General features: G+C 34.2%; 25 protein-coding genes. 9 read left to right on the top strand and 16 right to left on the bottom strand.

The window, feature by feature from the left end; translation table 11 throughout:
• Positions 1 to 62: 62 nt before the first annotated feature.
• The 4 genes from MKY06_RS30005 (at position 63) to MKY06_RS29990 (ending at position 2,083) form a co-directional block, all read left to right on the top strand.
• A complete protein-coding gene (locus MKY06_RS30005) occupies positions 63 to 431 on the top strand; it encodes a hypothetical protein (protein ID WP_053487900.1) in 369 nt (122 codons plus the stop codon).
• A gap of 80 nt (positions 432 to 511) precedes the next feature.
• The gene (locus MKY06_RS30000) at positions 512 to 994 is read left to right on the top strand and encodes a hypothetical protein (RefSeq protein WP_272812635.1); all 483 of its coding nucleotides are present in this window, start codon (positions 512 to 514) and stop codon (positions 992 to 994) included.
• A 56-nt stretch (positions 995 to 1,050) separates the two neighbouring features.
• Positions 1,051 to 1,329 (top strand): hypothetical protein, encoded by a 279-nt coding sequence (locus MKY06_RS29995; RefSeq protein ID WP_098239713.1) that lies wholly within the window; start codon positions 1,051 to 1,053, stop codon positions 1,327 to 1,329.
• A gap of 331 nt (positions 1,330 to 1,660) precedes the next feature.
• Positions 1,661 to 2,083 carry a MaoC family dehydratase gene (locus MKY06_RS29990; RefSeq protein WP_098239714.1) on the top strand — a complete coding sequence of 141 codons (423 nt, stop codon included), beginning with the start codon at positions 1,661 to 1,663 and terminating at the stop codon, positions 2,081 to 2,083.
• Positions 2,084 to 2,255: 172 nt separating this feature from the next.
• Here MKY06_RS29990 and fabF read toward each other — a convergent pair whose 3' ends face one another.
• The 5 genes from fabF to MKY06_RS29965 all read right to left on the bottom strand — a co-directional run bounded on the left by fabF (position 2,256) and on the right by MKY06_RS29965 (position 8,788).
• Entirely contained in the window at positions 2,256 to 3,491 is a 1,236-nt protein-coding gene (fabF, locus tag MKY06_RS29985; RefSeq protein WP_272812636.1) for a beta-ketoacyl-ACP synthase II, read from the bottom strand.
• A gap of 467 nt (positions 3,492 to 3,958) precedes the next feature.
• Entirely contained in the window at positions 3,959 to 4,741 is a 783-nt protein-coding gene (locus tag MKY06_RS29980; protein ID WP_272812637.1) for an SDR family NAD(P)-dependent oxidoreductase, read from the bottom strand.
• Positions 4,742 to 5,019: 278 nt separating this feature from the next.
• On the bottom strand, positions 5,020 to 6,174 hold the full coding sequence (locus tag MKY06_RS29975; protein ID WP_098535056.1) for a YhgE/Pip domain-containing protein: 1,155 nt from the start codon (positions 6,172 to 6,174) through the stop codon (positions 5,020 to 5,022).
• Positions 6,175 to 6,412: 238 nt separating this feature from the next.
• Positions 6,413 to 7,756, bottom strand: a complete 1,344-nt coding sequence (locus MKY06_RS29970; RefSeq protein ID WP_194758361.1) for an SCP2 sterol-binding domain-containing protein — start codon at positions 7,754 to 7,756, stop codon at positions 6,413 to 6,415.
• A gap of 435 nt (positions 7,757 to 8,191) precedes the next feature.
• Positions 8,192 to 8,788 carry a TetR/AcrR family transcriptional regulator gene (locus MKY06_RS29965; protein WP_098239722.1) on the bottom strand — a complete coding sequence of 199 codons (597 nt, stop codon included), beginning with the start codon at positions 8,786 to 8,788 and terminating at the stop codon, positions 8,192 to 8,194.
• Between the two features lie 564 nt (positions 8,789 to 9,352).
• On the opposite strand from MKY06_RS29965, the gene MKY06_RS29960 reads away from it, so the two are divergent.
• Entirely contained in the window at positions 9,353 to 10,597 is a 1,245-nt protein-coding gene (locus MKY06_RS29960; protein ID WP_272812630.1) for a glutamate-5-semialdehyde dehydrogenase, read from the top strand.
• Between the two features lie 282 nt (positions 10,598 to 10,879).
• On the opposite strand, the gene MKY06_RS29955 is transcribed toward MKY06_RS29960, so the two are convergent.
• On the bottom strand, positions 10,880 to 11,791 hold the full coding sequence (locus tag MKY06_RS29955; RefSeq protein ID WP_116299429.1) for a sigma factor regulator N-terminal domain-containing protein: 912 nt from the start codon (positions 11,789 to 11,791) through the stop codon (positions 10,880 to 10,882).
• Positions 11,791 to 12,282, bottom strand: a complete 492-nt coding sequence (locus MKY06_RS29950; protein WP_116299430.1) for an RNA polymerase sigma factor — start codon at positions 12,280 to 12,282, stop codon at positions 11,791 to 11,793. The genes MKY06_RS29955 and MKY06_RS29950 overlap by 1 nt, the downstream gene beginning before the upstream one ends.
• Positions 12,283 to 12,906: 624 nt before the next feature.
• Here MKY06_RS29950 and MKY06_RS29945 point away from each other — a divergent pair.
• The gene (locus tag MKY06_RS29945; RefSeq protein ID WP_098322459.1) at positions 12,907 to 14,385 is read left to right on the top strand and encodes an Lsa family ABC-F type ribosomal protection protein; all 1,479 of its coding nucleotides are present in this window, start codon (positions 12,907 to 12,909) and stop codon (positions 14,383 to 14,385) included.
• Between the two features lie 313 nt (positions 14,386 to 14,698).
• Here MKY06_RS29945 and MKY06_RS29940 read toward each other — a convergent pair whose 3' ends face one another.
• A complete protein-coding gene (locus MKY06_RS29940; RefSeq protein WP_098322464.1) occupies positions 14,699 to 15,169 on the bottom strand; it encodes a DinB family protein in 471 nt (156 codons plus the stop codon).
• A gap of 705 nt (positions 15,170 to 15,874) precedes the next feature.
• On the opposite strand from MKY06_RS29940, the gene MKY06_RS29935 reads away from it, so the two are divergent.
• The 3 genes from MKY06_RS29935 (at position 15,875) to MKY06_RS29925 (ending at position 18,078) form a co-directional block, all read left to right on the top strand.
• The gene (locus tag MKY06_RS29935; RefSeq protein WP_098278156.1) at positions 15,875 to 16,327 is read left to right on the top strand and encodes a VOC family protein; all 453 of its coding nucleotides are present in this window, start codon (positions 15,875 to 15,877) and stop codon (positions 16,325 to 16,327) included.
• 260 nt (positions 16,328 to 16,587) lie between these two features.
• Positions 16,588 to 16,851: a hypothetical protein gene (locus MKY06_RS29930; protein ID WP_340962245.1), complete on the top strand. Its 264-nt coding sequence runs from the start codon at positions 16,588 to 16,590 to the stop codon at positions 16,849 to 16,851.
• Between the two features lie 237 nt (positions 16,852 to 17,088).
• Positions 17,089 to 18,078, top strand: coding sequence for an ABC transporter substrate-binding protein (locus MKY06_RS29925; protein WP_029324047.1), 990 nt, complete (start codon positions 17,089 to 17,091; stop codon positions 18,076 to 18,078).
• A gap of 244 nt (positions 18,079 to 18,322) precedes the next feature.
• On the opposite strand, the gene MKY06_RS29920 is transcribed toward MKY06_RS29925, so the two are convergent.
• From MKY06_RS29920 to mreC, 8 genes are all read right to left on the bottom strand, one after another.
• Entirely contained in the window at positions 18,323 to 18,991 is a 669-nt protein-coding gene (locus MKY06_RS29920) for a phosphatase PAP2 family protein (protein WP_029324045.1), read from the bottom strand.
• A gap of 141 nt (positions 18,992 to 19,132) precedes the next feature.
• On the bottom strand, positions 19,133 to 20,551 hold the full coding sequence (locus tag MKY06_RS29915; protein ID WP_340962243.1) for a HAMP domain-containing sensor histidine kinase: 1,419 nt from the start codon (positions 20,549 to 20,551) through the stop codon (positions 19,133 to 19,135).
• The gene (locus MKY06_RS29910; protein ID WP_029324042.1) at positions 20,552 to 21,235 is read right to left on the bottom strand and encodes a response regulator transcription factor; all 684 of its coding nucleotides are present in this window, start codon (positions 21,233 to 21,235) and stop codon (positions 20,552 to 20,554) included.
• Between the two features lie 68 nt (positions 21,236 to 21,303).
• Positions 21,304 to 21,927: a DedA family protein gene (locus MKY06_RS29905; RefSeq protein ID WP_445670383.1), complete on the bottom strand. Its 624-nt coding sequence runs from the start codon at positions 21,925 to 21,927 to the stop codon at positions 21,304 to 21,306.
• A gap of 83 nt (positions 21,928 to 22,010) precedes the next feature.
• Positions 22,011 to 22,565, bottom strand: coding sequence for a recombinase family protein (locus MKY06_RS29900; protein WP_029324038.1), 555 nt, complete (start codon positions 22,563 to 22,565; stop codon positions 22,011 to 22,013).
• An 82-nt stretch (positions 22,566 to 22,647) separates the two neighbouring features.
• Positions 22,648 to 23,343 (bottom strand): response regulator transcription factor, encoded by a 696-nt coding sequence (locus MKY06_RS29895; protein ID WP_029324036.1) that lies wholly within the window; start codon positions 23,341 to 23,343, stop codon positions 22,648 to 22,650.
• Positions 23,344 to 23,356: 13 nt separating this feature from the next.
• Entirely contained in the window at positions 23,357 to 23,854 is a 498-nt protein-coding gene (locus MKY06_RS30760; RefSeq protein WP_223272415.1) for a phosphatase PAP2 family protein, read from the bottom strand.
• A gap of 237 nt (positions 23,855 to 24,091) precedes the next feature.
• Complete coding sequence (gene mreC, locus MKY06_RS29890; RefSeq protein ID WP_029324033.1) at positions 24,092 to 24,880, bottom strand: rod shape-determining protein MreC; 789 nt, start codon at positions 24,878 to 24,880, stop codon at positions 24,092 to 24,094.
• Between the last annotated feature and the right edge of the window lie 100 nt (positions 24,881 to 24,980).

Here is a 24,980-nt window from a genome sequence, read left to right as displayed (position 1 = left end):
TTTTTTTAATACTGTGCAAAAGGATCTATTTAAATAGATAGTTTCAACCAAGGAGGAAACAAATGCGAGATTGTCCCGAAGAATTAGACTTTATTTCATTATTTGAATGTATTCCACTTAAAAAGGACCAAAATGAGAGCTTTTTGTACGATGAGTCCACTTTTATCTTTACGAACGAAATAAACAGGTTCGAAGTGAAAATCTCACCATTCTATAATTCTTTCTCGCTTTCAGTAACGGATTTAGAAGATGATGAAATCTTTTACTACAGACTCGAATCAGTTACAAAGATTGAGATCATGAATGACAATAAAGAAAGCAAAGCAATTCGATTATTTATAGATCAAGGAATTGACCGTTTTATAATGATTATGGATTTAGTATTTAGACCCAAATTTAAAGTTGTGCTAAAAGAGGTTTTAGATTCCTAGAACGCATATCATGGTAATTGTAAATGTATGCACTCATACATGAAATAATAAGGATAAAAACTTTAAAAGGAGAAACGACTTTGAAGATAGAGAATCAGAGATTAGCAGAAAAAGCTTTACAGTATTTACTTGTAGGTAGTCAGATGGATGGAATAAAGTTCACGAGTGAGGTTTCCGCCATTTCCCTGACCTTTACTCACTACGATCGAAAGGAAGATGATGCATTCGTTTTAACGATTGAAACAGAGTGGACGTTATATGATGACGTTCCACTTGTCTACCCATCCTCAGAGAAAGAAGTCCCCGCACATACCGAAGAACAGCATTTTAAGCATATTTGGGATGTTAAGAGACAAAAAGTAGTCAATGTTCAATTAGGTCATCGGTCGCCCCATCTCATTATTTCATTTGAATCAGGCAGCACCTTGTTTGTAAACGGTCACGACCCGAATTATGAGTGCTGGCAACTAGGTGATCATTTTGCAGGTGGTAGTTGTGATTGGCTTTTAGTAGCAACTCCAGGCGATGATATAGCAGTTTGGTCTCCTGAAAGCTTTGAATAAACTTCTAGAATGCTGATTATGGTAACTTTAATAAATACTTAGGAAAGGTGAAATTAATGTTTGAAAGTCAGCCAACTAAAAAAGACTTGGTAAATAAATTAGAGAACGTTCTTAAAGGAAAGATGGCTAGAGAACAATTTAATCAATGGTCCTATAAATGGGTTCAAAACCTAGAGAGTAGAAATGTGCTCTCTTCTGATGAAGATCAACTATATGAATACCTTATTTTTTTATTATGTATAGATTTAGAGATTGAACCAAATATATATTTTCATGAAGATATAGAACTAAAAGAATGGATTAAAAAAATAACGCTAGGTATTCCATTAATTTAATATAGGTATTTCAATGATTGCCTATAATACGTTTTATGTTAACTAATTTTGTATTAGATATATACCCTAAAAATCAGAAAAAACGACTGTCTTCAGTAAGAAAGAGAAGGGCAAGCCCTTCTCTTTTTTCTATTCGATTCTGTTTTAAACGTTAAAGAAATAAAGTTAAGGGTTTTCTTTGAGCTAATGAAATTATTTTAATGCTTTGTTATACTCCTTGAATTATAATAGAGTATTTAAATCGCTCATCTTTCTTTTAACTTGCTAAGGAAATAATACTACACTAATATTGACAGGTACAACAATTGATTTTTAAATAAGAGGTGTATCAATGAAGCTAGATGAGTTTACAATTGGACAAGTATTTGAAACTAAGTCCCTTAAATTAACAAAAGAAGATATTATGAGATTTGCAAAGGAATTTGACCCTCAATATATGCATTTAGATGAAGAAAAAGCAAAACAAGGGAGATTTAATGGAATTATTGCTTCTGGAATACATACAATGGCGCTTTCATTTAAGCTTTGGATTGAACAAGGTATGTACGAGGAAGATGTTATTGCTGGAACAGAGATGAATAATATTAAATTTATAAAACCCGTTTATCCAGGCGATGAATTGCATACTATTGTCAAAGTTATTGATAAAAAAACGAAAAAAAGTGAAACGGGAATCCTTACTGTCTTATTATCTACTTATAATAAAGAGCAAAAAGTATTTGAAGGTGAGTTGTCGGTACTGATTAAAAGATAACTTCTTATTGAAAAAGAAGAAATCCAAAAACTTTGTCGACAATAAGTTAAATCAAAAGGAGCAGTATTGTTAATGTACTGCTCCTTTTATTTGAATAAATCCCGAGATAGTTAAGGATTAAACGTTAAAATAATATTTAATCTATCAATTAGTCCTTTTACTACATTTTTATCTATATCGACAACTTTTTAAATAGCAACACAGCATTATGTCCGCCAAAACCAAAACCATTAGAAATAGCATAGTTTATCTTTGTCTTAGTTGCATGATTTGGCGAATAATCTAAATCACAATCCTCATCCGGTGTTTCATAATTAATAGTAGGAGGAACTATATCTTCCATAATACTTCTGAGGGTTATTACAGCCTCAATCCCACCAGCTGCCCCAAAAAGATGTCCCGTCATTGATTTCGTGGAACTTACCTTTAAGTTATAAGCATGAGCACCAAAAACACTTTTAATCGCTTTAGTCTCTGATTTATCTCCTTCAGGGGTGCTTGTCCCATGCGCATTTATATAATCCACTTCAGTGGATTTTATATTCCCCATGTCTAAAGCCAATCTCATGGCATTTGCGGCTCCGGTATAATCAGGGGAAGTTATATGATAGGCATCTGTTGTGGAACCATAGCCTACGATTTCTCCTAAAATTGTTGCTCCTCGTTCTCTTGCGTGTTCATACTCTTCCAAGAATAAAACACCTGCTCCTTCAGACATGACAAAGCCATCACGACCTCTGTCAAATGGGCGACTTGCCTTTTCTGGAAAATCATTAAAAGTGGACATTGCTCTCATTCTTGAGAACCCAGCAAAAGCCAGTGGATTAATAGGAGCCTCAGCCCCTCCAGCTAATAGGCCATCAGAATATCCATGTCGAATATTTAGAAAAGCCTCACCAATTGCTTGATTTCCTGTTGCACAAGCAGAAACAGGTGAAAAGCTAGGTCCCTTAAAACCCGTTTTTATAGAAATAATTCCCGAGGCCATATTACTAATCATCATAGGAACCATAAATGGAGAAACTTTTCTTGGTCCTTTTTCAATTAAAGCCTTATGATTATCTAATGTAGTATTAATTCCCCCAATACCGGAACCAATATAAACCCCTAATCGCTCCTTATTCAAACTTTGTAAATCTAGATTCGCCTGTTCTAAAGCTTGTTGAGCAGCAGCAACCGCATATTGTACGAATAAGTCATATTTCCCCAATTCTTTTTTATCGAGATATTGCTCTCCATCAAAGTCGGTAATATAACCTGCAATTTGGGTGTTAATATTATTAAAGTCATCAGACTTAATTTTTTTGATACCTGACTTACCTTCTTTAATATTCTCCCAGAACGCTTGAACCGTATTTCCTAACGGTGAAACGACTCCATATCCTGTGACTACAACTCTTCGTGACATCAAAAACACTCCTCCTCTAACCTTCTTTTTTACATACAATTCAATCTCTACTTACAAGTATTGCTGGCATTGCCTCGATGAGAAGTTTTGTACCTACTCCTACGTTATGAATATTGTTTTCTCTGATAATAATGGTTATCGCCTACCCCATACACCCGTAGCTTCGAACATTGCTTTTGTAAGATTATCTACAAGTTTGGACTTGGTCTCCTTGAGGTGGTCAGGAGAATGCAGTTAGTTGCCTTTACCATAAAAATTGGATTTAAAGTATTCAAAGAAGAAAAAATGATTAAAAGCTACTTTAAATACTGGATATCTTAACTTAGTAAACAATGCACTAAACGTATTGAATGTAGTAATGTCTTGACAATGAGAAGGCATCGAATAACCTAGCCTAGATAAACTGTACCATTCTATACACAATTCGGGGAAGGACCGTGGCTAGTTTTTCTAGCACCTCCATTTGGTCATCGCTCGACCCGCGCTGTACGTTCTCTAATCGAACGAGCCATCACCTTGCGAGGTAGCAACCTCGGCAGAGATGTTACGAACCGATGGACAGCTCCTGGAATAATTAACGTCTTTCCGCGTAAGAAATCGCGATACGCTTCGTCCGCCACCTCCCCGACCCCCATGACGCCACTTTTGTATAGCTTCGAAGATCCTAATTCCGCACGAGCAATAAAGCCGGTTGCTGTCGGACCCGGACAAAGTGCTGTCACAGTAACGCCTGTGCCACTTAGTTCGTTCTCCAGAGCTTCGGTGAACGAAAGCACGTACGCCTTCGTCGCGAAGTAAACTGACATTAGAGGTCCCGGATAAAAAGCTCCTACCGAAGCCACATTCATCACACCCCCTCGGCGTCGTTTAAACATATCTGGCAAGAACAACTTCGTCATAATAGTTAAAGCCTTGATATTGACATCAATCATATTCATTTCTTGTTCCAACTGCGTCTCCAAAAATTCCCCATACAAACCAAATCCCGCATTATTGACGAGATAGTCGACAGTAATACCTTTCTTCTTAAGATCCGAGACAATTTCTTCTGCCACGCCAGGTAACGAGATATCCTTGGCATAGACCGTCACTTGCACACCATATCCTTCCCGATATTCCTTCGCGAGTTCCGCAAGTTTGTCCTCACTTCGCGCTACCAGCACCATATTGTATCCATCCTTGACGAAACGATTCGCCAACTCTTTGCCAATCCCGCCCGACGCTCCAGTAATAAGTACAGTTTTGCTCATCTTGTAACCCACCTCTACTATTATTTTTAAATCAGTTATTCGCTTAAGCATAGTTCACTCTTGACTAAGCGGCGGTTAATTTAGTACAGAATTTATCCCGATTATGCTTGGAGGTGCTTGCAGTCCAGTTCTCCGCATAACCACTCTTCACGAAAGTTCGATAACTCCAAGTACTCCAAGTTTTTCACCATGGAAATTAGTTTGTTCAACTTGGATGTTCATTGTTTTTACCTCTTTTTTGATATTCTTCCGTTTTTAAAAGTTTATAAAAACCACTTTTATATATTTGTTAAGTTTGAACTTTTTTCTTTTTTATTTTCCCATTGTAGAGCCACTAGTATTAATGTAATGACGATAATTCCTATTAAAATTCTAAAAAGCATAATTATCTCATGAGAAATGGATGGACCTCCAGTAACCAGTTTCATGATCCCGTCAACTGCATAAGTTGCTGGTAGAAAGTTACTTACATTTTGATAAAAATTTGACAATAACTCCCTTGGTATAGTTGAACCAGATGATAACAGTTGAATAGATAACATAGAAATATTTACCCATCCACCTGCATCACCCACAATAAAAAATGGAACCTGGGCAAGGAATAGAAATGTTAGCACATATATCATTTGAAAATACCACATTGTTATAAACCCTTGATGAGAATGTACGCCCATTACATAAACCATAATGGATCCAATGGTAGAAATCAGGATGGTAGCCGTAATAATTAAAAGAACTCTTGCCCCAAACCTTTGCCAACGATTGTATAAAGTCTTGAAAGCTTTAGCAGCTTTGTTCATTTCCATAATAAATAGCATTGAACCTGTAAAGGATGCCATTACTAACATCATAGGAACCATCAATCTTGAAAAATTTGAAACTTTATTAATATTGTTAACAACGGGATGTATACGTTCTGATAGTCCTTGAGACAATCCAATAACTTGATTAGAAGGTACATGCATTTGCTCAAAAGTAAATTGTAAGCCCGACTTCACCGATTCCTTATTAATCGTACTAGTTACTTTTTCCTCAACTGTTTGCATTACACTTTTTAACATACTTGGATTTGATTCATTTAAAGAGTAAATGATTTTCGCCTTTTTTTCATTATTTTGAAGCGTAGAACTAAAATCTTCTGGTATATAGATTACCATTTGAACTTTACGATCATCTAGCTTATCCATTGCACTTTTTAAGACTGAAGACTGAGTAATTTTAAATTTTAAGTTTTCTTCTAAGTTATTTGCTACTTGTGCTCCTATTTTAGAGTCTTCATTTACAATAATAATTTTAAATTGATCAATGCGATCAGTAACATGATCATATCCCGTAATCCAGATAATGCTAAATAATACTTGAAATATAATTGCAGTTATTAAACCAATAATAACGCTCCGTGTTTTTAATAAGGATAAATATAAATTTTTCATTTCAGTAATTCCCCTTAAATTTACTTATGCCTTTTAAAATCCATATTAACGTTGTGTATATTGACATTGTTAATATGGATTTCATACATTATAAGAACCTAATAAAACTACCTCCTTTTGCAGGGAGGGCAGTTTTTTAAGAGATTTTTCTATGAACTGTATCGGTAAAGAAATAATGTATCGAACCTAACAAAATGATTAGGTTATTTTCCACTTTTTATTAAAATCTTCACCTCTTTTATGACGGAAAGCACTTGCTGAAAGCCTTGAACAGCTTTAATTGGCCTTTTGTGCGAATTTTACCTGACATGACTGCTGATAACATCCCTGTTTCTTTGGCCATCAGCCGAATCCATGTTTGACTGTCTGCAATAAGTTGGAAATCTGAATCCCCGATATGTCCCTTTTCCACAGTAAGGGTCTTGTTCTGAATGATAACCGTTGCTTGAGCATTTTCTTGCCCGGTAAATGTAAAATGATAGGTAGCAGCTAAATCGTTTGCTTGATTTCTTTGAAACATATGAGGGAGCACTTGCAAAAACGCCTGAATTGATTTCGATCGTAAGCCGTTGCTCACCGGCCGAACTTGTTTATGAGGAAAACGCTTTTTTACATGATCCTCAGCGTCGGAATTCGGTACTACATACACCATTTCGCTTTTATCCTGCAGTGGTTTGACAACATCTTTCAAAAATTTCTTACGATCTTCAAGAAACTCACCAATTACGTCTTCTCCGGCAGGACAAACAGACAAACAGTAGGCTGCTTTATAGCTAGCACCAAAAGAAAGGCTCTGCCACATAGATGCTGTTTCTGCATCATTTACTTTGTCCTTATATGCTTTAGAATTTTTGCTGTCGGTAATCTTCTCCACCCAATCGGTGAAGCCACCGGAAAATTCTCTATAGTTGTGCGTATAACAGGCGGAGAAATTAAAATGACCATCGGCACCAATGGCTCCTACCGGACAGGCAGCTACACACAATTTACACTCTAAACACGGGTTATAATCAATGGGCTGACTTTCCGAAGTCATATCTACATTTGTAAGGATCGTACCTAACAAAATAAAGTTGCCGAACTTGGGATGAATGACATTTCTATGGATGCCGATTTGTCCGAGTCCAGCCGCAACCGCAATTGGTTTATGTGAGATGACCCATGCTTTTCCGGTACTTTCCTGTTCCATCGGGAATCCTGCTGGCGGATTTAACGCTTTGATGCCTTGCTCTTCAAGCTTTTTCACGATTTCATGTCCGATATGCGTTACATTATCGACAACATGATGAAATTCCGTATTTGCAATGGATCGAGCCGTCGAACGCAAGGGTTCGCGGTTCATTTTACATACGAAACTAATAAGCGTCCTAGCTTCCGGAAACAGATTCAAAATCTCTTCTCGTTGGTCCCCAAGTTCGTTTCGGTCGATAGAGACGAATCCAACATCGTCGGCTCCTGCATGTAGACATAAATTCCGCAACCATTGTGTATCTATGCGCCTGCCTTTGGTTCCCTGCATAGTTTCCTTTTTCTTGTAATATTGTTTTACAGTAGGGTGATCATTTATTGTCGCCTTTTTCATGACACTCAACTCCTTAGTCGTTCAATTTAACGCCCATCTGTCAGTACTACTCTGTTTGATGGCTTGCCCAATCATTTGAAGTCGTGCATTCCATACTGACTTCGTAAAATTGATTTTTAGTTCTAGCGTTTTGAATGCCTCTCCCTTCACTGAAGGTAGATGCGTAGGCTATTCTAATGGCTGTATTAGTAGCATCGCAAAGTACACCGTTATAGAACTTTATACCAATATTGATAGAACTTATAAGGAAAGCTTATCGGAAGAGTTAAGGCTTAAAGTTCTTTCCTCTTGCTCATCGATGATCAGGTGATATCAAATTTGACAGTATCCCTGTCAGATTTCTTAATATCATTCTAAATATTATAGGTAGTTAAAGAGACCGAACGGTCTTTTTTAGAGTAAAAAAAAGCCCTCGTCGGCTTCTTTTTTAGACTGTTAGGCAAAGTTCTGATCAAGAAACAATCTAAGATGATGCACAGCCCTTTTCATGTACTCTTGGTTCTTGTAGAGTTTGCTAAGTGCTAGCGCCCCCTCTAACGTGGAAATAAACACAGTCGCCACAAAATCGGGATCCACTCCTTGTTTAACCTCACCCTTCTTTATGCCTTCCTGAACAAGATTACGAACCATTCCGAGCAAGCTATCCATTGCTTCACGGACTTTTTCTTGAAGCAATGGGTCTGCGTCATCCGCCTCAATAGCAGCATTCATAATCGGGCAACCTCCAGGGAACAATTCCTTTTCAGCCATCCCCTCGAATACGGAAACAATGGAAAGAAGACGTTCCATGCATCCTTGTTTGCCTGCCATTGCTTCAGAGAAAAAATGACTCATCGTATCAATGGAAAAGGAAAAAGCGCTCAACATTATTTCCTCTTTATTTTCGAAATGGTTATAAATCCCTCCTTTTCGAAGACCAGTCTCGTGCATGATGTCTGATATAGAAGATGCCCTATATCCTTGGCTATTAAAAAGTTTCGATGCTTTTTCTAAGATTAGGGCTTTAGTCTGTTCTCCCTTGCGATTAACCATGAATCTATTTGCCTCCGTTTAAAAAAGTTTACGAAATTAATGAGACCGTTCGGTCTTTTTTATTGTATAATTAAGTAGTATCTTTGTAAAGTATTAAAAATAATAGGCATATAAAAAGGCAGAAAGTTTGTCTGAACGCGGTAACATTAAAGGAACAGGTACTAATTAATACATAAAAGAAAACATGCTAAGCCTCTAATGATTTTACAAAATCACTTGTATGCAAAAGATTTTGAATATGTTATATTTTTTCTAATCAAAAAATCACAGCTAAAGATGGTGAGATATTCATTAAAAACTACGATATCTGTATTCATTTTTTTCTAGGCAAAGCTTTACAAAGAGTGAAGCAAGTTAATAAACCCGAACTTTCTTTGTAGAGTGTAACACCTGTTCAATATTTACTACTTCTTCTCCTATGGAAATAGGTAATTTTATATTAGTAACCTTAATAAGTAAGGCTGGTTTTAGTTGTATATACTCTTACAATAAGCTTAATTTGTATTAATACATGCATAAATATTATAAAATTAAAAATTTTTGGTTAAAGGGGACTACATCACATTGACTGAATTACAGATAAAAGGAAAACAAGCAAAACAGGCATCCCACATCCTAGCAAATATAAGTAGTAAATGTAAACAAGATGCTCTATTTAAAATGGCTGATTATTTACTTAAATATAAGCAAGATATCTTAAAGGCAAATCAAATAGATTTAAACAATGCTTTGGAGAATGGAACATCAAAAACAATGTTAGATCGTCTATTGTTAAATGAAAATCGTATTGAAGAAATGGCAAACGGTTTACGACAAGTCGCTACTTTACCAGATCCTATTGGTGAAATACGGAATATGTCTGTACGTCCAAATGGTTTACAAATTGGACAGCAAAGTGTGCCATTAGGAGTTATAGGAATCATTTATGAAGCTCGTCCAAATGTAACTTGTGATGCAGCCGGATTATGTTTAAAATCTGGTAATGCAGCTATATTACGAGGTGGAAGTGAAGCAATATACTCTAATATAGCTATTGTAAATATATTATCAAAAGCTATTTCTGATGCAAATTTACCGTCAGGCGCTCTTCAACTAATTGAAGATACTCGACGTGAAACCGCAATATCATTAATGCAACTTAATGAATATGTAGATGTGCTTATTCCTCGTGGAGGTTCAGGGTTAATTCAGAACGTCGTGAAGAATGCAACAGTACCAGTAATCGAAACTGGTACTGGTAACTGTCACATTTATGTAGATGAATCTTGTAATATCGAAATGGCGAAATCCATTATTATTAATGCAAAAACATCTCGTCCTTCTGCATGCAATGCAGTTGAAAAAGTGCTTATACATAAAAATATAGCTGAGAAATTCTTACCAATCATCTCTCAAGCATTAATTGAAGAAAATGTTGAGATACGTGGAGATGAAAGGGTTGCTGAAATCTGTCCAAATATAAAATTGGCAACGGAAGAGGACTGGAAACAAGAATACTTAGACTACATCTTAGCTATTAAAGTGGTAGAAGATATTGATGAAGCTATTTCACATATTAATAACTATAGCTCAAACCATTCAGAAGCGATTATCACAAACGATTATAATCATGCTCAACGCTTTCTAAAACTTGTGAATTCATCAGCTGTGTATGTTAATGCATCGACTCGTTTTACTGATGGAGAAGAGTTCGGGTTTGGAGCTGAGATTGGTATTAGTACTCAAAAAATACATGCTAGGGGCCCAATGGGATTGAAGGAATTAACAACTACGAAATACATTATTTACGGAAACGGGCAAACTCGGTAACTAGAAGTTTATAAAGGGAAATATGGATTGCCAGTTTTTCCACAGAGTATATAAACATAAACTATTAAAAAAATATATTCTATTGTTTTCTTAAGGATAATGATAATTCAAACAGAATCTTTAAATAGATAAAAGGTAGCTAAGAACTATTTCTAACTGCCTTTTATTTATCTTATTAATTCCTTAAATAAGTTCCGATAACTGTGATTACGTTAACTAGGGTTTATATTCTCTGTTAAAGAAACAAAAAAGAGACCAAATACTTACTTGGTCTCTGCCTAATTATTTCTCTGGTTTGATATAAGGAACCATTTGTGCCGTGGCCCCTACAGAAGCGCCACGAATAAAATCTTTATTTTCTAACGCTTTAAAATTTTGGGTTTGGCCTGTCACCATCACCCCTAAAATTTTAACTTTATCAAATGATTTATCTTTATTTGATGCTAAAAACTTCTGGATTGTTTCATCTTCAGCATCTGCATTGTACTTTTTAAGGTTTTTGATAAATTCATTATAGCCCTCTTTCGGTGAACCAGATGGATCAAACCCATAAACAGGCATACCAGCAGGTCCTTTACTTTCATCTACAATAGGCGACGCCATATACAACCATACAATGTTCAAATTATCAGGAATTTGTTTTTGTATTTCCTTCAATGTATAAGGTTGATTAAAAGAAATAGTTACTTCCGCAACGTGATTTTTCATTTGTGAGACTGCACTTAAATCGTTTTTTATGCCTCCATAGTAATCTTTAATAGATGGATGATAAAAAGTACCCACTTTCTGTTTGGTTTGTTTATCATACTGATATAGTTCCTTACTATGCCAATAAAATCCTGGTACTAACTCATTTGTGTCGATATGAGATCTAAACCAGTCATAAGAACTTGTTAGTGTGCCCCACTGGACTACATAGCCATCAATATTTTTAGAACGATTCGTCACAATGTTACCACCAAACATTGTGCTACTACTTGTTACTTGAGAATCAATTTGGATATTTGGCTGAGCAATCTCATTATCTAAAAAAAGTGCGTCGTGAAGCCTTGTAGTACTTTTAGCTGCAAAATAATTGCCAACTCTATAAAGAGTAGCTAATGCAACAAGTACAATAACAATTGATATAATAATAATTTTAAAAAACTGTTTTCGTTTGGCTTTTTTTAAAGCTTTTTGTAAAGAACTTTCCATTAACGTTTTCCTCCTGCTTTTGAATGAATCAAGTTACGAGCACGATATAATTTCTGCTTCACACTGTTTACTTTAACGTCTAACATAGCTGCAATCTCTTCATACGAAAAATCATAGTAATACTTTAAAAAGAAGACTTCTTTGTACTCTTTTTTTATATCCCTTAACAAATAGAAGATTTCATTCTTATTTAAAATGGCATCAAATTCGTAGTCTGTATATTGCAATTTCGAATAAATTTTCTCTGTTAAATAGATGTTTTGCTGCTCCTTTTTTCTTTTTAAGTCTATGTATTCATTAAGTGCAACTCTAAAAAAACAGGGACGTAACGTGCTCTCTTTTAGATCATCTAATAGTGTGTATACCTTGTAAAACGTATTTTGAACGATGTCTTCTGCATCTTCCTTTGTAGCTCCCTTAGCTAGCAATAGTTTGAGCACTTCCTCTCCTAAATCGATAAGGTAGGAGGCGAGTATATCTTCTTTTTTCATTATTTATCCTCCCTGTACTTATACAACGAATAAGCAACAATAAATGTATACACTTAAAGGAGAGAAATAGAAAGTTTTTGATTATAAATAGAAGCTTACTTCTAATTTGGTTTTTATTACAGATGGAAATCGTAAACGATATGGAATACATTGCGACATTGTATTCCATAAAAAAAATTGTTAATATAAAGATATAATTATGAGAGGACTGATGAATGGACAATGATTAACTAATCTATATTTTTATTTGAAATGAATAACTTCAAACTACAAAATATAGGGTTAGTCTATCCATTTTTATAAATCAGTTTATACTTCATTTGTCATTATTCCGATGGCAAATAAGCACTTATTTAACATAAGTGAAAGACTAATCCTTCCAATTACAAATTGGGAGGATTTTTTATGCTCTCATAGGTAAGCTTAATATTTTTTAATTCTGCAACTTAATCTAATGAATAAAGGAGAGATAGAAATGAGCAATTTAGACACTATTGTTACGCATGTAATACTCTGTATAAGTCGTTAATATCCATCAAACTTATACAGAGTAATTTAGAATAGATGGATGTGCCGACTTTGTATAAAAAGTAAAAAGTGTTGATATACAAAGGAGGAATTATTATGTCAATGATACAAGTTCAAAATTTAACTTTTTCTTATCCAAGTAGCTTTGACAATATTTTTGAAGATGTAAACTTTCAAATAGATACGGATTGGAAACTTGGATTTATCGGTAGAAATGGACGAGGTAAAACAACATTCTTTAATTTATTATTAGAGAATTATGAGTATAGTGGGGAAATCATTTCCTCGGTAGAATTTAATTATTTCCCTTATCCAGTTTCAGATAAAAACAAGTATACTCATGAAATCTTAGAAGAAATCTGCCCCCAAGTAGAAGATTGGGAATTTCTTCGTGAAATATCCTATTTAAATGTTGATGCGGAGGTCATGTACCGACCATTTAAAACATTATCAAATGGGGAACAAACAAAGGTGTTGCTTGCTGGACTTTTTTTGAAAGAGGGTCAGTTTTTATTGATTGATGAACCAACCAATCACCTAGACACTGATGCACGAAAGATAGTCTCTGATTATCTAAGAAAGAAAAAAGGGTTTATTTTAATCTCACATGACAGAATGTTTTTAGATGGATGCGTGGATCATATCTTATCTATCAATAGAGCAAACATTGAAGTTCAAAATGGGAACTATTCTTCGTGGAAATTAAACTTTGATAGACAGCAGGAGCACGAAGAGGCAAAAAATCATCGTCTACAAAAAGACATTGGAAGATTAAAACAATCTTCAAAGCGTGCAACAGGTTGGTCTAATCAAGTGGAATCTTCAAAAAATGGGACAACAAATTCTGGTTCTAAGTTGGATAAAGGTTTTGTAGGACATAAAGCAGCAAAGATGATGAAGAGAGCAAAGAACCTTGAATCAAGGCAACAAAAAGCTATTGAAGAAAAGTCAAAGCTGTTGAAAAATGTGGAAAAAACAGAGTCGTTAAAATTAGAACCATTAGAATGTCAATCAAACGAATTGATTAATTTGACTGATGTATCTGTTAAGTATAATGACCAAATAGTAAACAAGCCAATTAGCTTTAAAGTTGAACAAGGTGACCGTATTGTACTTGATGGAAAGAATGGAAGTGGAAAAAGTAGTATTCTAAAACTAATTCTAGGAAAAACAATACAGTATACAGGCTCAATGAATTTAAGTTCAGGCCTCATTATTTCTTATGTCCAACAAGATACCTCTCATTTGAAAGGACGATTATCGGACTTTATTGAAGAATATGAGATTAATGAAACGTTATTTAAATCCATCCTACGTAAGATGGATTTTGACCGAATTCAATTTGAGAAAGATATATCTTACTATTCTGGTGGACAAAAGAAAAAGCTGCTTATAGCCAAAAGTTTATGTGAAAAAGCTCATTTATATATTTGGGATGAACCATTAAATTTTATTGATATTTATTCGCGTATGCAGATTGAAGAGCTCATTCAAAGCTTTAGTCCCACAATGGTTATCGTTGAGCATGATCAAGCATTTCAACAAACAGTTGCAACAAAAATCATCTCTATGTAAGCAGATATGAAGAATTAAAAGAAGCTATTAGTAAACTTGAAAACCTTTAGTATATATTTAACAAGACAAAACCCTTTGTAAAAAGGTTTTGTCTTGTTTTTGTACAGATAAGCAACATTATGTTAACTTTGTATATTATATTCATCTTAAAAAGAGAAAAAACTACTGGGACTAGCCAGTAGTTGAAGAAGACATCTTATAAAGCCTATCTAATACAAGGTAATAACGTGAACCCCACTCTCTCTTTTTAATATAAAGAAAAGGAGAAAATGGCTATACTTTCCGATAACTTTGTTATATCATTTTGTCAAATTCAATTTTTTACACCCACATGTTCAATTATTCGCTTCATTGCCTGAATCTGTCCCATATGAGTGGCTTCATGCATCAGTGTAACACCCGCAAGCTCTCCAAAGGTTTTACATCCCAGAAATGGCTTTTCTAAGGTATTGTTTAACTGTTCAGCAGGAACTTGCTGAATACGAGCCAATTGGTCTTTTAGCTGTATCATAAGCTCATCCATAGTAGGTACATCTCCCGTCCAATCGGCTGGTTTCGTACCATTTCCGAACAATTCCATATAGTTTGCTGGAAGATGGGTTGTTGCATGAGGAAAGCCAAACATAGTTTGTTCAGTAACTGTCAAAACGTGACCTGTATGCCAATGAATTGTGTTGTTAAAACCATCTGGCTGCACATCAGTTTGATCCTCAGAAACAGCCTCTATGATTTTGAGAAAGTACTCTCTTCCGATTTCAAATTGCTTGAATACAAGTTTGTTCATCTCTTTCTCCCCTTTCACTGATACAATCATCCATATTATACCACCTATAGAGGGAGAAAAATATAATCAAGGTACCTCTAGTGCTTTGAAATATTCGTACCCAGTTAACATAACTTATCTATTCTTGTCGTTTATATTTTATTAATAGATTGCCTTTTTCTATTTCTAAAGGAGTAAACTCTTCTTCTTTTTTTACTTGGTCTCTTAGTACAAGTTCTTTATACGCAAGAACAACCATTTTATATTTATACCACAAGATAAGTTTATAAAATACAATATTTTAATGAGTAAATATCAACTTATTTCATTTATTATGTTAGTTTTAATATTTACTCTTAATGACGACAAATAGACACTTTTTCTACAATATACAACAAATATGGCCTAGTGACAGGTAGAAATATTTTGTGGGGAAGTCGAAGTTGTTTTACCGAATAGCAACTACGGTATCGAATTTTTGAAACTATTTAAACATGATGGCATTCACGAAATAAGGTTGGCAAATATTCCAATAGTAGAAGGTTTAAGAGGTTTATGAAATGTTGTTCGTTAACAAGATATTATATGACATATCCGAAAACCCAGTTTCACATTTCCCTATATTGTGACAAGGTGTTTCTTGTTTGAAAGGGATTTAAAACTTTTTAATAGAATAATTATGAAGATGGTCAGATAATAAATTTTTACACATAAGGAGATAAAACTATGGCAAAAAACAACTTACTAAGAATGGACAATGTCAGCATCGTTGTAGAATCCCTTGATGACGCAATTTTTTTCTTTGAGGAGATTGGCTTGAACCTCGAAGGGCGAGCCACTGTCGAAGGTGAATGGGCTGGTCGCGTAACCGGATTGGGTTCTCAGTGCGTAGAGATTGCTATGATGGTTACCCCAGATGGCCACAGCCGACTTGAACTCTCGCGATTTCTCACCCCATCTACTATATCAGATCACCGGACTGCTCCTGTAAACGCCCTCGGTTATCTACGCGTCATGTTTACCGTTGAAGACATTGACGAAATGGTATCGAGACTCACTAAGTATGGTGCTCAGCTCGTTGGCGAAGTGGTTCAGTACGAGGACTCGTATCGGCTCTGCTACATTCGTGGAATCGAAGGACTTCTAATCGGTTTGGCAGAACAACTTGGTAACAAATAAGTAAGTGACATTTTATAAAAAGCCTTTACTGAAATATACATTACTGAAGTAAAAATATTCGAAGAAAATTCCTATTCAATAAAAGGGCGCAATTCACCTGTAAAGGTTCTTTTGCTGGCTCACTTCCGGAAAGAGGTATTATGTAAACTTGTTTTGTATATGATATTCATATTTAATTTCTATAAAAAGGGTAGTTTGCTTAGATAACTTCTGTTAAATTAAAGTAATTAAGGTATATAAAGTTATGTAAGGGGCATTTCATGAAGAAGAAAAGTGGTTTAAAATCATTTTGGAATCTTAGTATTATCGCAACTATAATTTTTGCTTTTATTCCAAAGGTTAGCATTAGGGTTGAAGGACCTTATCATTATTTTGGCTTTCCTGCTGATTGTTTAATATATTATAAAGGTCCAAGATTAACTCCTGATATAATAGGCATCGTATTTAATATTGCTTTCTTTTATTTTGTTTTCTTTATTTTAAACAAAATATTTAACAAGATTTTAAGAAGTACTATAAGGTAATGAGGAAAGGAGCACATTAAGTGCTCTTTTTGATTCCTGTAATTTTGATTATGTTAACTAACCATGTATAAGATACACAGCTTAAAAACAGAGAAAATTAATTACTCAAATTCGTTAATCTATAGGCGATTCTATTAAAACTATAAATTATTTCCTAATCTTATTGACAGTTTATATATGAATGTAGCATTATAAATAAGAATGAAAATCATTATCATATTTACTGGGGGATAAAATATGCGTACATATTCAAAAGCTTTACTTGCTTTATTATCCACTCTCTTTTTAGTTATCATGGCTGCTTGTGGCAGTAATGGAGCTTCAAAGGAAGAGTCAGGATCAAATTCAAAGGCAGAACAAGCTTACACAGTTAAGCATGCAATGGGAAAAGCAGAGATTCCTAAAACACCTAAGCGTGTTGTGGTTCTTACAAATGAAGGAACGGAAGCTTTGTTAGCAATGGGTATTAAACCTGTTGGGGCCGTGCAATCTTGGTTAGGTGATCCTTGGTATGACCATATTAAGGCTGATATGAAAGGTGTTCAAGTTGTCGGTACTGAAAGTGAAGTTAGCATTGAAAAGATTGCAGCATTGAAACCAGATTTAATTATCGGGAATAAAATGCGTCAAGAAGCTGTTTACGATCAATTAAGTCAAATTGCACCAACCGTATTCTCGGAGACATTAAGAGGAGATTGGAAAGAAAACTTTAAATTATATGCTAAGGCTGTAAACAAAGAAGAAAAAGGAAAAGAAGTATTGGCTGACTTTGATCAACACGTTAATGACGTTAAAGAAAAGCTTGGCGATAAAGTAAATCAAAAAGTATCTGTTGTTCGCTTTATGCCAGGAACAGCTCGTATTTACTACACCGATTCTTTCTCAGGAGTAATTTTTAAACAATTAGGATTTAAACGTACTCCAGAGCAAGAAAAAATGTTTAAAGATAATAGCAAATTAGGTAATCTTGCTATAGATGTTGGAAAAGAAGTTATACCTAAAATGGACGGGGATGTTATGTTCTACTTTACATATTCTCCAAAAGGTGACAATGAAGGTGTAACTATGGAAAAAGAATGGACTAATGATCCACTTTGGAAAAATTTAAAAGTTTCTAAGAATGGAAATGTGCATAAGGTTAGTGATGCAGTTTGGAACACTGCTGGTGGGGTAATTGCAGCTAATCAAATGTTAGATGAACTTGAGAAAATAATGGTTAATAAATAAGGTTTAATTCTTTAATGTTCTATAAAGTTGGGAATTACTATGATGCTTTTCATTTTTATGTTATAATGTTTTTACCCTTAAGAGGGATTTTCATTAACCGAAGAAACCAGCTATTTTATATAGCTGGTTTTTTTGTTCCTCCAGTCTTTCTTCGAGATTGTTCCCGCAGTCATGATAAATTGAAAAACTGAATAGTTAGATGATGTAGCAGAGAGTCTATTTCAGTATTTATATATAATTGTATTCATTCTTCACTTTGTTTAGGCCTTCTTTTCTCAAATTGCTTCTCCTGATAACGTTGATAGAACCAAATAGCAATAGCTAGCCAACAACCACTAGCAAAATATCCTCCAATAACGTCGCTAGGATAATGCACGCCTAAGTAAATACGACTAATACCTATTGCTAAAATCATTATAATGCTAGTAACGATTAAAAGTGTACGTCCCCAGCGAGTAGGAATATGACGCCAGAGCAAGAATGAAAGGACTCCATAAACAGCAAAGGCACTCATGGCATGTCCACTCGGAAAACTATAACCATTGATTTCAATTAATCGATGGAAATCAGGACGTGCACGATGAAAAAGGAGTTTTAGTAGCTCATTGAGGATTGGAGAACCTACAATGATCGCGATAAATAAAATAAGCTCTGTTCGGTGTTTTAATACTTTATAGAGAAAAAACAAACTAAAGAGAGAAATCACTGCAACAGATGGCGTAGAGCCAATGAAAGTAAAACACTTCATAATAGTCGTTAGCCCAGGAGTTTCGAACCCTTGAATTAGCGATATAATAGACCGATCAAATGCGACAATTTTTGATCCACTAATTAAAATAGCCATCCCACTAAAACAAATAAGGGACAACAAGCTTAACATAAAAGCAAGTGTAAATTGAAACTTCAACTTCATACTAGACACCTCTAATTTCTGTGCTTTATCAAGCTACTTTCGATGAAATGTGATAAGGTTTTTTTACTTTTAGATTTTGATGCTTCTTTGCTTTTGAAGTTAGGAGTATTAAAAATAAAGAGCTTGTTTTTATATGCACATTTATAGAGAGTTATTAAACAGAGGCCATACAGCCGTTACATTTGTTCCTTCGCCCTCTTTACTCTCGATGTTAATCGTACCGTGGTACTTTTCAATCCATCGTTTGGCTATAGCCAGTCCTAAGCCAAGTCCTCCTTGTTTTCTGCTCCTTGCCTTATCCACTCGGTAAAATCTATTTAAAATATAAGGTATATCTTCTTCTGGAATTCCAATTCCTTTATCCATTACTTTAAGGGATACCTTTTCATTGATTAGAGAACAGTCTATAACTACCTCTTTCTCTTCCTTCTTAGAATATTTGACTGCATTATCTAACAAAATGATTAATATTTGTTCTAGATGGCGAGAAGAAATATTCACGTACAGATTTTCATGTGAGTGTCTTATTTTAAACTCATAGTTGTTATACAGTACTTCAAAATTCCTTACAACATGTTGAACAGTGGCCAATACGTTAATAGGTTCAACATCTACAGGATTTACCAGACTATTTTCAGCTCGGGATAGCTCTAATAATTCTTGCACAAGATTCGTTAAACGCTCTACTTCTTTCAGACTAGATTTCAAGGATTTATCTAATACTGCTCCATCATTTTTCCCCCAGCGATTTAACAATGTCAAATGTCCTTGGATAATGGCTAAAGGAGTTCTTAATTCATGTGAAGCATCCTCTACAAACTGTTTTTGCTGTAAAAAGGAGTCTTCCAGGCTATCCATCAACTCATTAAATAAACTGCCTAATTGAGCAAATTCATCATTTTTTTCATTAACTGGAACCCGTTCTTCAAGGCCATTTGTTTTTATTTTTTTCATCGTCAATGTTAACGCTTGAACGTTAGATAGTATTTTCTTTGCTAGAATGGTTCCACCTAAAATACTAAAGATTAGTGAGCCTACTCCTGCAGCAAGCATTAATAAAAAAATCTTGTCCATAAAAACATCGGACATCTCCATGTTTCTAACAATTTCAACCGTTCCAGTGAAGTTGGCAGTGACAATTGGAGAACGAAGAACAAGTAGACGTTCATCATGATTTCGAGTCACTTTATACTCTTGGTGTTTTACCGTTTTTGGTTGTTGCCAGTTTGGTGAAACATTGTTTGAGGTACTGGTTATAATGTTCCCTTTTCTATCAAGAACACGAATTAACTGATTTTTTTCATTAATTTTCGATAAGTATCCTTCACTGTTTTCAATTTGTTTTAAGGATAAGGGCTCATCATCAGATTGAATAAAAGCGAGAACCTCGTTTAATTGATGAATACCATTTTGCTTCTCATAATTTAAAATACTGTTATCAATCACAAGATATTGAAAGAGGTTATAAGAAAGAAAAAGAAAAAATAAAAACATGGAAGACCATAGAGTTATCTTCCACCTTATAGGTAAGTCTTTCATATATTTTATCCATTTTCTCATTTAAACATCACGCATCACGTATCCAACCCCTCTGATGGTCTGAATATATAACTCTTTATCCTCTGCACTTAATTTGTTTCTTAGGTATCTAACATATACATCTACAACATTCGTTTCAACAACTGAATCGTATCCCCACACTTGCTCTAGGAGTATATCTCTTGTCAATACTTTATTAATGTTACGCATAAAAATGGCTAGAAGTTCAAATTCTTTGTTCGTGAGTTCAATTAGTTTTTTTTTCTTTATCACTGTTCTTGATTCCAAATCAAGTTCAATATCTTTAAATGTTAATAGTAGCTTCTGATTCACTATCTTGTTGTTTTCTTGACGTCTAAAAATGACTCGCATTCTTGCAAATAATGCTTCAATAGCAAATGGTTTGGACAAATAATCGTCAGCTCCATTATCAAGCCCCATTACCCTATCCATGACGCTACCCTTAGCTGTGAGCATAATAACAGGAGTATCTTTAGTTGTTCTTAGTCTTCTGCATACCTCAATTCCATTTAATCCAGGCATCATTAAATCAGGCAGTATAATATCGTAATCCTGCTTGGTTGCTTTGTCTAAACCAGCTCGCCCATCATAGGCTATATCAACTGAATATCCTTCATATTTAAGCTCTAATTCTAAAAAATCTACTAGTCCTTCTTCATCCTCTATAATTAGCACTTTTTGTATATAAAGTATTCTCCTTTATTTCCAAATGAAAGAATATAGAAACTTATAAACATTAAATTTTTATCTTCTCACTTTTTTAACTCTTCATAGTTTGACTTTTCTTTATTTTTTCGAATGATTTTAAAAACAAAATAAAGCTCAAAAGCTATAACTGAAAGTAATAAAGCTAAATGTACATATGATCCAGAAATTTGATTAATTTGCCTCCAATTGCTTCCTAAAGTTTTTCCAAGGTAAATAAATAAAATACTCCAAGGAATGATGGCAGCAATTGTATACAAAATAAAGCGAGTAAAAGCCATTTTTGTAATTCCAGCAGGAATTGAAATAGCATGTCGAATGATAGGAATAAAGCGAGTAAAAAAGACTACCCCTGCCCCGTACCGATTGAACCATGTTTCGGATTTTTCGAGATGCCTTGGACTTATTAAGAGAAATTTTCCGTACCTCAACAACAAAGGTCTTCCCCCATACGAACCTAATAAATATAAAAATATTTGTGCAATTAAGCCTCCTATTGTTCCAGCAATTGCGGCTCCTATAAAGGTGATTTTTCCTTGGGAGACAAGAAATCCTGCATAGGATAATACGATTTCACTAGGAATTACTTCTACCATTAATGCTGATGCTATACCTATGTATCCTAGCTTTGAAAGGTAAGCAAATGCAGCTGTAATAAATGTTTTCATTATTTCCGTCCTTCCTTAAGCACTTTTCTTCAATTTATCAAATGAAAATTAGATTTAAATAAAAAAAAGATTAAGAAAAAATGAAATTACTTCTTAACCTTCTTTAATGAACGATATAAGGTTGTTCTTGAAATTCCTGTAGCTTCTTGAATTTGCATAACTGTCATTTTTTGAGATAAATATAAAGAAATGGCTTCATTAAGCTTTTGTTGATTAACTTTAGGCCTTCCGCCTTTTCTTCCTCTAGGCCTACCTGTTTTTAAACTTGCTACTTTGCGTTCATGAAGAATGTTTCGACTAAACTCATTGAGAATTTCTAAAGTCTTAAACATAATCTTCCCTATTGGTATACGTGTATCAATCTGGTCCTCAATACTAACAAATATAATGCCTTTTTCTCGGATATAATTCGTAATCTGCAATAATTGAGTAATGGAATCTGCTAAATGCTTTAATTTACATACAACAAAGATGTCACCGGGCTTTAATAAATATAAAATCCCTAGTACTTGGCTATCTTTCTTTTCTGATGTAGAATTTTTCGAGTGGAAAAATTGATTACAACCATATTTTTTTAATGTCTCTACTTGGAATTTTAAGGTGTAATCATCATTACTATATCCTACATATCCCACTATCATGGATGTTACCTCCTATATAACATGGGTATTACGAAGAGGAGTTTTAAGTTAGGACTTTCTGAATAATAATAAAAATGTTACTTTACATTTCTTTAATCGTATATCCTATACCTCGAACTGTCTGAATAAAGGGTGAATTAAATCCTTCTTCAATCTTCTTTCTTAGATAGCTTATATAAACATCCAGTACATTTGTATCTCCCTCGTATTCATACCCCCACACATTTAGCAAAATACCTTCACGCGTAACCGTCTTATTTTTGTGAAGGACTAAATAAACCAATAAATCATATTCTTTAGGCGTTAAGCAGATATCTTGTCCAGCTCTAGTTACTTCTCTTGAATCCATATTGATGACCATATCGTTAATTAATAATAACGAGTCTTTTCCTATTTTTTCTCTAGTAGCAAGATTTTTATAACGTAGTAAAGAGCGTATTCGCGCTAATAATTCTTCCGTTTTAAACGGCTTAGTTATATAATCATTTGCTCCATGATCCAATCCCATTACCTTGTCTAGTGTTGAGTTACGAGCTGTTAAAAGAATGATAGGTACGTTAATTTCTCTTTTTCTTAATTTACGTAAAACCTCGATACCACTCATTTTAGGTAGCATAATATCAAGTAAAATTAAATCAAACGTATCTGATAAAGCCGTTTCAAGTCCGCACCGTCCATTATTTTTAATTTTCACTTGGTAGCCTTCATGTTCAAGCTCCATTTTTAATATATTTCCAATCTCTACTTCATCTTCCACGATCAAAATACTTTCTTTCATATTATCCCTCTTTTCAAACTCTACCTTCATTTATAACTTTCTGCTTTTCATGTCGGTCTTTCCATCGCCAGTAGAAGGATATAGCTACTACAAGCCAACACCCCATGGTGAAATAGGAATCTATAATATTACTAGGATAATTGAACCTAAGATAAATTCGACTTATCCCAATGCCTAAGATGACGACAGAAGCGATACACACTAAGAGAAAACGCCCCCATAGTCTAGAAATAGGACCCCATAATTGAAATAACAATATTCCATATACAATAAGTAAACTTACTGTATGTTCCCTTTCGTGTTGAAGGCTATAACCACTTATTTTAATTAAGTGATGTAAATCTGGACGACCAAAAGAGTAAAACATTTTTTGTATCTTATTAAGTATGAAAGATCCACTGGTAATTCCCAAAAACAAAATAAGTTCAGTCCTATATTTGAATATTTTATAGAAGAGAAATAAGCTTCCAAAAGAAAGCGTTATAATAAAAGGTGTGGACCCTAGAAACATAAAAACTTTCATAGCTCTTTTAAATATAGGAGATTTCAGGTGTTGAACATAAGATAAAATGATGCTATTAATATGAATAAATGTCTCACCACGAATTAAAATAAAAATCATGTCCACAAAAATGATTAAATATAAACTTAAAATAAAGGCCACTAAAAATTGGATTTTAAAATTCATATGATACAGTCCCTTGAATATAAATTTTCAGAAATCAGAATGTGGTGTCTCACTTTTTATCTATTGTTCTTTTGCTTTAATCACCATTACTTCGCTAATATTATTAAAGGTGGATGAGGGTTTTACAACAGCCAATTGTGTTAATCCATATTCATCAGGTTGTACCTTAATCACTTTTCCTAAAGCCAATCCACCTTGGAATATGGAACTGATGGGAGAAGTTTGAACTTTATCCCCTACATTGACCTCAGCCTCACTAGGGATTTTTCTAACAATTAAATTGCCCTTCTTTTCATCATAGCTTTCTAGTGTTCCATTCACATCTTTTTTATCCTTTAGAATTACGGCCATACGATTTGTCCTAAGATTTGAGCAAATTAGTTCAACCAAAGAAGTTGATGAAAAGACTTTAGCTACTTTGCCAATAACTCCATTTGAATTAAGCACATTCATATCTACTTTTATTCCTAGCTTAGCTCCCTTATCAATAATTAACTCATTATCCCAATTACTTATTGAACGATCAATTACAGTAGCAGATATAGGATTATAGGCTGTCATTCCATTTTGAACTTTTAAAAGTTCTGTTAGTTCTTTATTTTTATGTTTTATCTTATAAACATTCGCTTCAGCCTGACTTTCAGTGGCTAGTTCATTCTTTAGGGTGGCGTTCTCTTTGTAAGTTGGAAATAACTGACTCAATTGTTGAGATTCACTCCAAGAAACCTTGTTTAAAAAAGGCATGCTACCTTTGTACAAGGTCCCAATAAAAATGAATGATCCTACAGTAAGAATTCCTCCTAATAAAACATATCTGTATCTTTTTCTCTTTTTTTGAAAACGTATCAAATCTACACCTTCCTACCATTAGTCATCCTATTTACAATGTTACTAACTATTTCTTAAAAATTTATTAATTCACTTTAATTAAACGTACTTATACCACTCT

Source organism: Priestia sp. FSL P4-0332 (assembly GCF_038005845.1).
Lineage (GTDB): Bacteria > Bacillota > Bacilli > Bacillales > Bacillaceae_H > Priestia.
Note: the sequence above shows the minus strand (reverse complement) of the source record. Positions and strands in the feature narration are given on the sequence as shown.